The sequence below is a fragment of the Alishewanella sp. BS5-314 genome (genome assembly GCF_025377695.1).
GTDB lineage: Bacteria > Pseudomonadota > Gammaproteobacteria > Enterobacterales > Alteromonadaceae > Alishewanella > Alishewanella aestuarii.
The window spans coordinates 2,149,140-2,162,128 of the sequence record NZ_JACEHJ010000002.1 but is presented as its reverse complement, the minus strand read 5'-3'; the positions used below and the strand labels follow the sequence as shown (position 1 = coordinate 2,162,128).

Sequence of the window (12,989 nt, the reverse complement as noted above, 5' to 3'; positions counted from 1 at the left end):
AAAATTACATGGCCTAAGCAGAATTATGAGCACACAAGATTTAATCAACAAACTATGGGGCCTATGTCACCTGTTACGTGACGATGGCGTTACCTACCATGAATACCTTAACGAGCTGACCTTTCTCGTTTTTTTGAAGATGGTAGAAGAAACCGGCCAGGAAGAGCTGATCCCGGAAGGGTATCGCTGGAAAGATATCGAAAAATTTAATGCCGCGACACGGCTTGAAGAATACAAAAAGCTACTGGTTCATTTAGGCTCGCACGGCTCGCTTATTACCAAAGCCATTTTCAACAATGCTTCTACTTGCATTCGTAAACCAGCAACGCTCACTAAATTAGTAACAGAGATAGACAAGCTAGATTGGTACTCGGCTAAGCAAGAAGGCTTGGGCGATATGTACGAGGGCTTGCTGGAAATTAACGCTACCGAGAAAAAGTCTGGTGCTGGCCAATACTTTACTCCGAGGGTGTTGATTGAGGTAATGGTTGAGTTGATGAAGCCAACACCAAAAGACAAACGCAAAAAGCAGCCGGGTGATGTTATTGTTGACCCAACAGCAGGTACCGGCGGTTTCTTAATTGCAGCGCATCAATATATTGAAAAGAACTTCGATGTAAAAGGGCTGGATGACGACGATTACGACAACTACCAGCATAAAACTTTCTTTGGCATGGAATTAGTGCCTGATACTCGCCGTCTGGCCATGATGAACCTGATGCTACACGACTTAGCAGTTGATGATGAAAATTCAGGTGTGCTTTACGGTGATACCTTGTCAAACGAAGGTAAAGCTTTGAAGCCAGCCAGCCTGATCCTGGCTAACCCACCATTTGGTACCAAACAAGGTGGTGGTGTGCCGACACGCGACGACCTGGTGCATTACACCAGTAATAAGCAATTGGCATTTTTACATGCTATGTATCACGTTATGCTAAAACCTGGCGGAAGAGCTGCCGTAGTGCTGCCTGATAACGTGCTTTTTGAAGGCACGATAGGTCGTACAATTCGTAACGATTTAATGGATAAATGTAACCTGCACACCATCCTGCGTTTGCCAACCGGTATCTTTTACGCTGCTGGCGTTAAAACCAATGTGCTGTTTTTCAATAAGTCAACAGACATTAATAAAGACAAAGGCAACACCAAAAATGTATGGGTGTACGATCTTCGGGCAAATATGCCGCAATTTGGTAAACGTACGGTTTTAACCAAGAAGCATTTTGACGAGTTCTATGAAGCAGTAGGGCACGACCTAACTAAAGTTGATGAAGCGGCACGCCATGCCTTTATTGAAAAACATAAAAATGGCAGTGAAATAGGTAGTGTCGACACTTGCCGCCTGCGCTGTTTTAGCCGCGAAGAAATTGCTAAAAAAGACGACTCACTAGATTTAGCCTGGATCCGTGACGACAGCACTGAAGATAGCAATAACTTGCCAGAGCCAGATGTGCTGATTAACGAAGCACTTGAGGAAATGGCCGGCGCCATGCTGGAGTTAAAAGCGATTCTAGTAGAGTTGGGTGCCGCCGAAGAGTCTGAAGAGGTGGTGCTGTGAGCGAGTTGCCAAAAGGTTGGGCTTCAACAGAGCTTGCAAATTTATTTGAGTTTGTTTTAGGTGGTGATTGGGGGGAGGATACGACATTCAATGACGATGACTACGTTGAAGTATACTGCATTAGAGGAACCGAGTTTAAGCTTTGGAATAAGGAAAAAGGTTCTTCAAGTGTCCCCAGAAAAATACGGAAGTCTAGCTTAGAGAAAAGAGCCCTTGAAATCGGTGATATTTTAATTGAAATATCGGGTGGAGGGCCTGACCAACCTGTCGGACGAACTGTTTTAATTGATGAATGCGCCATTGATATTAATAAAGATTACCCGAAGGTGTGTACGAATTTTATTCGTTTGGCGAGGCCGTTTTCATCAGTTAGTTCAAGCTACTTAAACTATTATCTCCATTCGTTTTATCTGTCAGGTGAAGTCACCAAATATCAAGGTGGGAGCAATAACTTACGGAATTTGAAATTTAAAGAATATAACCAGATAAAGGTTCCGCTTGCCCCACTAAATGAACAAAAACGTATAGCAGATAAGCTTGATTCTATTCTGGCCAAAGTCGACCGCGCTCAAGCGCGCCTGGAAAAAATCCCCGGCGTTCTAAAACGCTTCCGCCAATCCGTGCTTGCAGCCGCGACGTCGGGCGAGTTGACTAGGGAATGGCGTGGCGGTGCCGACCATAACTGGCCAACTGTTGCGTTAGCAGATGTCGGTAAAGGTTTTAATTATGGTTCTTCAGCTAAATCTCAACCAGAGGGTGATATCCCTGTATTACGAATGGGTAATTTGCAGGGAGGGCAGCTCGATTGGGGAGATTTAGTTTATACCTCGGACAAAGCTGAAATAGAAAAGTATCTGCTAGAGAACGGTGATGTGTTGTTTAACCGCACAAATAGCCCTGAATTGGTAGGAAAGACTTCGATTTATCGCGGTGAGAGAAAGGCGATTTATGCTGGCTATTTAATTCGTGTTAAAGGTAGTGAGCGGCTAAATACTGAGTTTTTGAATATTCAGTTGAATAGCCCGCATGCCCGTGATTATTGCTGGCAAGTAAAAACTGATGGCGTCAGCCAATCAAACATTAATGCTAAAAAGCTACAAGCGTATGAATTTGATTTGCCGGCAATAGACGAGCAATTAGAGATAGTTAGAAGAGTGAGTGAGTTATTCTCACATGCGGCGTTATTCGAGCGCCAATATTTAGACGCAAAACGTCGATTTGATAGATTAACTCAGACTGTTTTAGCCAAAGCTTTTCGTGGTGAATTAGTCGAGCAAAATGCTGCAGATGAACCCGCAGATAAGTTATTAGAGCGAATTAAGCAACAGCAACTCGATACTCCAAAGTCGGTCAAGAAGCCTCGTAACACAAGTAAAAGAGCGAAAAATCCGGCAGTTCATTCAGCTGAGCCCTCTGCTGAATTAGATCAGCCACAAAGTGACATCTTGTCATTGTTGAAAAATTCGAAAGGTGAGTTAACCGTACAGCAGATCATAGATCAGTTGTCAGAAAAAACATTTGAACAGGTCGATGCTCTTTTCACCGAATTAAAACAGTTGCTTGATAGCAATTTGATTATAAAAATTGGCGCTGGTGAAGCTTGTGCTTTTAAGGCTGTTAAAAGATGAAGTTAGATTATCTGACCATTCGCTCGGGTTTTAAAAATATCAGTAATTTGACAGTGGATTTTGATGAGGAACACCTGTTAACAGTATTGGTAGGGCGCAATGGTTCGGGTAAGTCAAACATCATAGAAGCGCTGGTAAAAATATTTCGTGCTCTGGACTTAGGTGAACAGGCACCTTTTAGTTATGAGCTAATTTACTCTCTGGGTGCCGAAAATCGCATTTGGGTTAAAGTTGATGCCGACCCCGCCCGCGGCATCACGCCAAGATCACAGCATCAAATAGAAGTAACTGAAAAGCACGACGAGCATGCCATGCCGATGTGGAGTAAAGTTTCTCTGGCAAAAGTGCAGCGTGATAAAAAAGGCGCATCTCCGTATTTACCTAAACACCTTTTTGCTTATTATTCAGGACATAGTGACCGTCTTGAAGACTTATTTGTAAAGCATCGAACCAATTTTTATAGCAAATTACTAAAAAATAGAGTCAAGATAGAAGATGAGGTTCGGCCGCTGTTTTATGCTAAACCCTACCACAGTCAGTTCGTGTTATTGGCATTTTTTCTTAGCGGGCAAAGTGATATCGGGCGGAAGTTTCTCGAAACTCAACTCAGTATTAAGCGGTTTCATTCGGCACATTTCGTTTTTAGAAAACCATCATGGGAACGAAGCAAAACGGATGCCTTTTGGGGAGCTGATGGTGTAGTTCGGCAGTTTCTGGATCGCTTGCTACCACAAACATTTGGTTTAGTTAGAACAACGCGAGAGGAAACAACCTCTTTGACTGGTAAAGGAAAACCTAATGACTTTGTTCATCTGTACTTACCAGACATTACTGCATTAAACGCAACCGCTAAAGGCCTCGGCCCGAAAAACTTCTTTAAAATGTTGGAAAGCACTCTACTCTCAGAATTGATTTCCAGCGTGCATGTAAAAGTTGTACTTAATAACGATGAGATAGTTAGCTTTAGTGAGTTAAGTGAAGGCGAGCAACAGCTTTTAACCGTTTTTGGTTTGCTGCAATTTACTGCCGAGTCTGATTCGCTGTTTTTACTTGATGAACCAGACACTCACCTAAATCCGGCTTGGGCAGCTAAATACCATGCATTTTTGAATCGGTTTATTCCGAATAAAAGTCATTGCCATATTGTTATGGTGACACATCACCCGCTTGCTATAGCGGAGCTCACAAAAGATCAAATTCAAGTATTACATCGCGATACTAACGGCCTTTCCTACGCGGAAAAACCGGCTGAAAGCCCGATAGGTATGGGCGTAAACGGTATATTGACTAGTGATATGTTCGGTATGGCAACAACGCTTGATCAACGCACCAGTAAAGTGATTGAGGATCGCCGCACGCTTTTAGAAAAAGACATGCTCAGCGAGGAAGACAAGATTGAGCTAAGGAAGCTGAATTCGTCATTAGAGCGATTAGGTTATGGCTATACGCATCCTGATGAAGATTATCGGCAGTTTCTTATTGAGCGGAAAAAGGCTTTGCAAGATATGGAGTTGAAATCTATCGATACGACAGAAGTACGCTTGCAAATGGTAAGACGAATTCTTAAAGAGCGGGGTTTTTCAGTTTGAGGTTTATTGACCCCGTTTTAATCCCTGCATGTAAGCCGCTTGGTTGGGATGCCAAAAGCGCTCAGTGGTTGGCTCGTGTTGCAGCTGCCCATGATAAGTCTGCCGAGATCACAAAGTTAAAAAACCCTTGGAAAGACTTTAAAGTAAATTTTGCCCGTGCTTTTGGTGACAAGTGTTGGTACACCGAAGCTGCAAGAGTCGGAACTACTAATGATGTCGATCATTTTAGACCAAAAAATGCTGTTAAAAATCAACTTGGTAAAAATGTTGCTCGTATAAATGCCGCTGGCGATGTTGAGTACGCTAGCTATTGGTGGTTAGTCTATGATCCATTGAACTATAGGTATTCATGTATTTTTAGTAATAGAGCCAATGGTGCTGGCGGTAAACAAGAGTTTTTTCCGTTAGAGGATGAAAGAACACGTGCCTGGACACCAGCTTGCCCTTATTTAGATGAAGACATATCTTTTCTAGATCCTTGTAACATTAATGACGTTCAGTTGATTGCTTTCGACATCACGATTGGAATGGCTGTACCGCGCTTTAGCGAACAACAGAACCCAAAAGCATTTAGGCGTTTTCAATTAAGTAAAAAGTATTACAACCTCAATGAAAAATCGATAGTCGATGCTCGAACACAAGTGCTAAATGAGTTAATTAAAGATCTTAATCTTCTGCAGCTTACTTGGGATTTTGCTCCTGAAATTAAAGCAACAATGGCTCAGGCTTTAATCGATGCTGAAAATAGCATTGTTAAAAAATGCGAACGAAAATCTCCTTTTTCCGCTGCTGCAGTGTCATTGGTTAAAACTAAGCAGGCAGAACCATGGATGGCTAATGTATTGCCGCGTTTAGATTTAACACCTTAAACCGACGCAGCATTGTCGCAACATCAGTATCTTAGAGTTAATAAGCATGTTTATAGACCAAAAGCTTAAAATAAAAGACCTCGCAGGTATTGAGTATTACGGCACCTCTGGTATTACAGCTCGCTGTTTACGGGCATTAACTATGGCCATTCAAGCGGGCGATAAAATTGAAAAAGCTTATCTACTTTCCGACTTTGAAACTAAATCTGGTTGTGGCACCCACTGCTTTTTATTATTCACTGAATTTGGCGACCCTATCGCGATAAAATCTGGTTTTGCATCCGGCTATGGCGGTGAAGGCCCTCGCGGGTTATCTAGTGCGCTGCAAATTCTAATTCGCCACAATATCGATATTGAAGAATATGCCGTTGATAAAAATTTTATTCAAAGAATTGATCGTTCCTGTCTAATACAAGCAGACCTAGAAATGCTCGAAGCTCAGCGCCCAGTTCAGCCAACCCGATATTGCGATTTTATTTTACTAAGAGACGACCATCGTACTTATGATGACAATCTAGTAAAAAGCTTGTTTGCTCAGGAAGTTCTTTACCATATCGTTGATAATCGCATTATGGAACAAGCGATAAATTTAAAATACAACCCAGATGCAAACCTGATGACCTGCTATAAACGCCTGGAAGATACCATTCGTAAAAGAACGGGCCTCGATGGCGAAAGCGGCACTAAGTTATTTTCTCAAGCATTCCAGGCTAAAGACGCGCCGCTTTGTTGGCCAGAGCTGCCACAAGCCGAAGCTAATGGCAGGGCTGCGCTATTTAGCGCCGTTTACATGGCTTATCGCAATAGCCGTGCCCATAAAGAAAATGAAACCACCCCAGCAGATGCCATTAGAGAGTTTTTACTGATTAACCAGTTATTTATTCTGGAGCGCGAAGCTGTAGAGCGGCAATTGGAAGAGCTTAATTAAACTTAAATTACAGCGACGTTCACAGCCAGGACAATCAGTATCACCTGGCTGAAGATGCTAAAGAGGAACCCATGGCCAGATTTTGCGGTGAAAATAATTCAGAAGTCCTGTTGTCTAGTGCCTTAGCATTTCAACAACGCTGTTTACTGCAAGGTAAGTCTTTATTTACTGAGGAACTGGTTTGGACAAGCGAATGCTGCGAAGAGTTTGTTCACTATTTTATCGATAACCCAGATGAGAGTGACGCAGATTTTTTGCAAAAGCTTCAAGGGCAGTTGGTTAACGCATCAGCTGAAGTAAAAGTGCTGGCAGCAGAAATGCTTTGGTTAATGTTTTTATGCCCGAGCAATACCGGACCGGCATCCAAACGGCAAAGCATCGAACGTGTTTTCTCTTGGAGTGGTTATACGATAGACCAGACTAATAGAGAGCTGTATTTATCTGACGCCGCATTAACCGGTGTGGGCAGTGCTGGCACAGCCTACAATACCGGCCGTTGGCGAGAGCTGGTTTACTTAATTCGTATAACCCAAGCCTTATTAAAACTTGCACCACAACAACGAACAGCGCTATTTCAAAATCACCAAAATTTCGCTAAATGGTTGGAAGCCATTCCTGAAAATGAAAACCGGCAATTACGGCATATGCTGCTGTTTTTATTCTTCCCTGACTTTAATGAACGTATTTTTAGCAAAACTGACCGGTGTTCTATCTTATTGAACCTCGGCAAGATCAGTAATAAGCAGTACGGGAAAATGTCGGCATGCGAAATCGATCAAGCGCTGTTGGATTTGAGGAAGCAATTTGAAGCCGAGTATGGCACCAGTGACCTGGATTACTATGTTGAACCGTTGAAGTCTAGATGGAAAAATACAGAAGTGCAGCTTTCTGCTGGCGTAGAAGAGCTGAAGGAGGGTTACAAGGTGAGCCAAGCTAAAACCAACCAGGTTAGCCTTAATAGAATTCTTTATGGGCCGCCGGGTACCGGAAAAACCTACCATACGGTAAACGAAGCTTTAGCAATCGTGGATCCTGAATTTTTATCTCAACACTTCAAAGATAGAACAAAACTAAAAGCACGATTTGATGAGTTAGTGGCAAAGAATAAAATTGGCTTAGTGACATTTCATCAAAGTTTTAGCTATGAAGACTTTGTTGAAGGCCTCAAGGCCAGTAATACAGAGTCTGGCCAGGTTAGCTATGAAATAGAAGATGGCATATTCAAACGTATGTGTGCAGTAGGCAATGCCCGACCAGATATGCCGCAAGCCAGATCGCAAACCTCGATTGATATTGCAGGCCGTAAGGTTTGGAAAATGTCTTTAGGGGATACCCAAGGTGATGATGCCTTTATTTATAAACAATGTGTTGAAAGTGACTATGTGTTGCTTGGCTACGGTTACGACATCGATTTTTCTGGCGTTACTGACCGGCAAGGAATTATCAACACATATAAAGGTAAAGGTGTTGAGATCACCAATGAAAGTAATGACTATCGCGTAACGTCAGTACACTATTTTAAAAATGTGATGTCTATTGGGGATTTGATTGTAATCTCAGATGGAAACCGCAAATTCAGGGCAATTGCAGAAGTGGTAAGCGACTACCAGTTTGATGCGAATTTGGTTGACGATGTGAGTTATTCTCAAGTGCGTAAGGTAGTTTGGCATCGAGTTTACGAGCCTTCTCTGCCAGTAGATGAGCTGTTTACTAAAAACTTGTCACAAATGACGTTATATCGACTGCGTGAGCCTGTGCTGGATGCAGAAAAGTTGCAAGACTTACTAACTGAAAGTACGGTTCATGACGGTTCAGCCAAAGTCTCAGTTGGTTCTCAGATTGCGTCATATTTCGTTGAATCCTTATCCGAAGAGTTAATTACCTTACGCAAGCCAAATGGTAACGTATTACCCATGCCCAAGGTGATTGTTGATGAGCTAGTGGCACTAGTGAAAGCCAACATGCTAACTATCGACGACATCCGAACTAAGCAAGTTTTTGAGCGGGTTAGTAACAGCACGTTAGAAAAATATATTGTGAATGGTTATCCGAACGTGCTGGCACCCTTAGTTGAAGCTGTTATTAAGCAAGGTTTGGATCTAAGTGGTACGAACCTTTCTGACAACCGCGTATTAATAATTGACGAGATTAACCGGGGAAATATTTCGAATATTTTCGGTGAACTGATTACGCTAATCGAGCCTTCTAAAAGAACAGGAGCTGATGAAGCGCTATCGGTAAAGCTACCTTATTCGAAGGAACGTTTTTCTGTGCCCTCCAATCTTTACATTATCGGTACTATGAATACCGCTGATAAATCTCTGGCTCAGGTCGATATCGCGTTGCGCCGTCGCTTTGAGTTTGTGGAGATGATGCCAAAACCGACATTGTTAGCCGATATTGACTGTGAAGGTATAGACCTTGAGAAATTATTGTTTGTGCTTAACCAACGAATAGAGCTGCTATATGACCGAGAGCACACTATTGGCCACAGCTTTTTTATGCCGCTGCGAGGCGAACCGACAATCGAGCGGCTGGCACGTATTTTCGAGTTAGAGATTTTACCGCTGCTAGAAGAGTATTTTTTTGAGGACTGGGAGCGAGTGGGGCAAGTGCTCGGTGATCATCTGAAAAAAGATAATAGTTTAAAGTTTTTCTATGAGAAGTACTCTGAAAAAACGATTTTGGCGTTAATGGGAGTTGACTGGTCACCAAACGGAATAAGGCCCTATAAGCGGAATAAAGCAGCTTTGACGGATCCGCTAGCTTACATTGGCATTTATGACTCACTTGAAAGTGAATAATGTCACTGTTCGAGAGTTTGCTCTGCTGATTAAAGGAGGTGATCACTGCAGTATTGATTGCCATTCTATACCAGCTAGTGCATTTGACTGGCTAATGACCAACGGTGTTGGTAATGGTGAGAGCCAGCAAGAGCTAGTGAGAGTTAAGCGACACGGTAAAGCAATTGCGCTACAAGTAGTAAATTTTGTTGGCGTTCTGGAGACGCCTTGTTTTACACGTATTGAGATTTTGCCCAAAACCTCTATTGATACCTGTAATCCTGCGGAAGCTCGAAAAATCCTACTAAAAATGCTAGCGGCGGTCGATAACTTAAAGCTTCAGCAGTTTGAGCAATCGCAATTGCAAGTACTGAAGCAACCGTTATATGAGCTATTGATTTGGCACTTTTTACAGGCCTTAGTAAAGATGATTCGGCAAGGTATTCGAAGTGAATATCAACGTGTCGAGCGTCAAACCCCCTTTCTAAAGGGGCAGTTACAGCTGGATAAGCAAATAAACCAGCGCCCAGGCCGGCAACATTATTTTCATGTTTCTCATGATGTTTACAGCCAGGAGAGAGCTGAAAACAGACTATTACATGCTGCATTGAAACAAGTACTTAAATGGTCGTCCTCACATGCAAATCAGCGGTTAGCAAGGGAACTGCTATTTGTGTTCCACGACATTAAAGAGTCGAGCAACTTTGCTCTAGATTTTAGAGCTTGGAAAGACGATCGCAGTATTGCGCATTATCGCCCTTTAAGGCCCTGGTGCGAGCTAATTCTTAGTTATCAATCACCCGTTGCGATGGTGGGTAGCCATAAAGGTTTGTCCTTTTTGTTTCCAATGGAGCAGCTGTTTGAGCGCTACGTTGCCAAAAAGCTTGCGAGCTCGATGCCTAATGGCCTGCGTTTAAGAACCCAAATCGCCAGTCACAGCCTAGTTACCCACAATGATGAAAAGTGGTTTAAGTTAAAACCAGATATCGTTGTGTATGACCAGGATCGTGTTGTAACAGTGATTGATACCAAGTGGAAGCTGTTAGATCAACATCAAGATAATTCACGTCAAAAATACAATTTAAGCCAAGCTGACATGTATCAGCTTTTTGCTTATGGCGAGAAGTACCTTCAAGGCAAAGGTGAGGTGTATTTGATTTATCCAAAGCACCACACACTCTCAGCCACCTTACCGTCTTTTGAGTACCATGCCAGTTTGAAATTGCACGTAGTGCCTTATGACTTACACCAAGACGAGTGTGCAATTTTATCATCGCCAAAGCTATTGTAAAAATTACACTTAAATTACGTTTTTATCGTAAATGTTATTTTGTTATTGTGGCTCTCGTCAACCAAGGAGAGTTACATGGAACAATCTGATAAAAAGCTAAACAAGCAAATTTCAAAGTATTATGTGGATCACGCTTGTCAAATATCGAGCCCTGGCGTAGTTGCCAATGAACTCAATCTTGAGCCGTCGAGAGTTTCTGATTTGCGAGCTGGCCGCCGGCAACTGACTGTTGAGCAAGCTGAAAAAATAAAAGAAGTCTACGGTTTACCGTCCACCTCACAGGGGCATTGGATGGAGTGTGAGCTTTTGTCATCTCAAAATCTTCATAAGCAGTTTATAGACAATGGCTTAGCGCTGCATTACCTTCAGATTATTCAAGCGATTAAATCAGAGGATTTTATCAAGCAAATTATGCGTTGCTGTTATTTCAGCGACCAATCGGTGCCGGGTTATCAGAGTACAGCTGGAATTTATAATGAAGATTACCGAAAAGTACAAAATGAAAACGAGAAAATATTTTTGGAATTCAAACTAAAATATTTTAATGAACTGTTAGCGAGCGATAGTTTTCAAACTTATTGTGACAGCGAAAATAAGGATATGGATCCTGAGTTTTTGAACGGCCTTTGCAAAGAAATAAATCCTAACTTTAGTTTTCTTTTTAATCATAGTTCTAGTTTTAACTACAAGGCTCAATTTTTTAAGTTTTTTCGATATCTCCGTGTTTTTAGAGAATTGGTTTTATCAAACACTTACGCCAATCTCGTGGATTTTGACAAGGATTTAATAATAGGTGGGTCATACAAGATCAATTACATGGAATTGCCTAAGAAAGAATATGTGATTGTTGGTAAAGTGGTATGGGAGATTGGTGCAGAAGAACTACAGAAGTTAACCATGCCTATCGCTAATAAGGGGGTATGCGGCGCGCAAGTCGATGAGGACTGCTTACGTTTTTCTATGCCACTTTATCCCAAAGTTTTCACGCACTATTCGTTAAAACTCTATTATTCCTGAGGGATCCCCACAAATTTACACCTCATAGTATCAGCTCTTTGCCAACTTGATTTGCGCCCAGTCCCACTGAGCAGCCCAGTGCAAGATTTGCTTTAGCCCTTGCTGATAATGTTGCCTGCTGATTGGGAGCTTGGGTTCATTACATAGCAGGATGCCGAGGAAGTTCAGAGCAAGTACCCGTCGATTTCTTACTGTGTTAGCCTGATATCGTAAGTGCACACCTGCTATTTCACCTGCGGCTCCCATCAGGTAGTGGAACCAATTTGCCAGTGCAGCCAATAGCAGCAATATATTCAAACGTGATTTACACTTGGTGCCGTGCAAGTCACTCCCTAAGCCATAGCGCGGGCTTTTCTGGTCGCGGAAACTTTCTTCTATTTGCATCCGGCTGCTGTAGCATTTGGCGATTTTATCCGCATAGTCATGACACTCAGGTAACGATGACACCAATAACCAGGGTTCTTTGTAAGATTTATTTCTATCACGCTTCAAGAGCTTATAGCCTTTACCTACCAGAATAGCGCGGGTTTCATATTGCTGCGTCTGAGTCAGCACGATTGCGCCTACGTGTTTGGGTGTAGCGCGAGCCTTTTTATAAAGAGCATTCACGGTTATAAATTCTGTTTGCTCTGTAAGCTTAAGTTTCACGTTGCCTCTGACTCTGGCGACATAATGCCAGCCTAATTGGCGTACCTGTTTAAGCCAGGGCACCTTGAAGCCAGCATCGGTGACGATAACGGGCTTGCAGTCTTTGGGTAACATGGCCTTGAGCTGTTTTAAAAACGCGCGGTGCAAATGTGGGCAAGTATACTCTTCTGCTGCCGCCACTTTTTGTAATAGCGTCAATGCTCTGCCATCAGCGGCCATACTGGCTCGCAGTATAAAGTGCCGTTTCGCGGTATCAGCGTTGCTCCAGTCAACCAGAATGAGCGGTTGCGATTTACTGCTAACGACAGACTTAGTCATTGCTGCATAGATAAGAGGCAGTTCCCGTTGCAGATTGGCATTGCTGAGTAATCTATCCGCGCGCTTGATACTGATTTTGTCGGACGATCCTGGCATTGCGCGCCCTATGGCGGTCACAGTGCAACGCGCGTCTTTAGCAAGCGCAGTAACCGCGTCTAATAAGACAGAAAATCGCGCTTTATGCATAGTTTTGGGGGTGACAAATCCGAGGAAATCGGCGAGCATTCTTTTCACATTCATGGCTGTTAATGACATGGTTTAGTTTTGGCGAACGATCAGATCAGGAACGGCCATGAATGTTCCCTAATCGCCTAACTTTTTATTTTAAATGCAGAATTTCTGGGGATACCTCAGCTATTA

Annotated in this window: 9 protein-coding genes; 8 read left to right on the top strand and 1 reads right to left on the bottom strand. The window is 42.7% G+C overall.

Going from position 1 to position 12,989, the window contains the following annotated elements:
- The first annotated feature begins 25 nt into the window (after positions 1-25).
- The 8 genes from H1D31_RS14635 to H1D31_RS14600 all read left to right on the top strand — a co-directional run bounded on the left by H1D31_RS14635 (position 26) and on the right by H1D31_RS14600 (position 11,663).
- Positions 26-1,558, top strand: a complete 1,533-nt coding sequence (locus H1D31_RS14635) for a type I restriction-modification system subunit M (protein WP_261259541.1) — start codon at positions 26-28, stop codon at positions 1,556-1,558.
- A complete protein-coding gene (locus H1D31_RS14630) occupies positions 1,555-3,186 on the top strand; it encodes a restriction endonuclease subunit S (RefSeq protein ID WP_261259539.1) in 1,632 nt (543 codons plus the stop codon). The genes H1D31_RS14635 and H1D31_RS14630 overlap by 4 nt, the downstream gene beginning before the upstream one ends.
- A complete protein-coding gene (locus H1D31_RS14625; protein WP_261259538.1) occupies positions 3,183-4,775 on the top strand; it encodes an AAA family ATPase in 1,593 nt (530 codons plus the stop codon). Before H1D31_RS14630 ends, H1D31_RS14625 begins: the two co-directional genes overlap by 4 nt.
- Positions 4,772-5,644 (top strand): hypothetical protein, encoded by an 873-nt coding sequence (locus H1D31_RS14620; protein ID WP_261259537.1) that lies wholly within the window; start codon positions 4,772-4,774, stop codon positions 5,642-5,644. Before H1D31_RS14625 ends, H1D31_RS14620 begins: the two co-directional genes overlap by 4 nt.
- Positions 5,645-5,690: 46 nt before the next feature.
- On the top strand, positions 5,691-6,572 hold the full coding sequence (locus H1D31_RS14615) for a TIGR02391 family protein (protein ID WP_261259535.1): 882 nt from the start codon (positions 5,691-5,693) through the stop codon (positions 6,570-6,572).
- Between the two features lie 71 nt (positions 6,573-6,643).
- The gene (locus H1D31_RS17330) at positions 6,644-9,376 is read left to right on the top strand and encodes an AAA family ATPase (RefSeq protein WP_314733001.1); all 2,733 of its coding nucleotides are present in this window, start codon (positions 6,644-6,646) and stop codon (positions 9,374-9,376) included.
- The gene (locus tag H1D31_RS14605) at positions 9,354-10,646 is read left to right on the top strand and encodes an McrC family protein (protein ID WP_261260096.1); all 1,293 of its coding nucleotides are present in this window, start codon (positions 9,354-9,356) and stop codon (positions 10,644-10,646) included. The genes H1D31_RS17330 and H1D31_RS14605 overlap by 23 nt, the downstream gene beginning before the upstream one ends.
- A 75-nt stretch (positions 10,647-10,721) precedes the next feature.
- Entirely contained in the window at positions 10,722-11,663 is a 942-nt protein-coding gene (locus tag H1D31_RS14600) for a hypothetical protein (protein WP_261259533.1), read from the top strand.
- A 30-nt stretch (positions 11,664-11,693) separates the two neighbouring features.
- Here the strand turns inward: H1D31_RS14600 and H1D31_RS14595 are convergent, their stop codons facing one another.
- Complete coding sequence (locus tag H1D31_RS14595; protein WP_261255181.1) at positions 11,694-12,884, bottom strand: IS4 family transposase; 1,191 nt, start codon at positions 12,882-12,884, stop codon at positions 11,694-11,696.
- Positions 12,885-12,989: the final 105 nt, after the last annotated feature.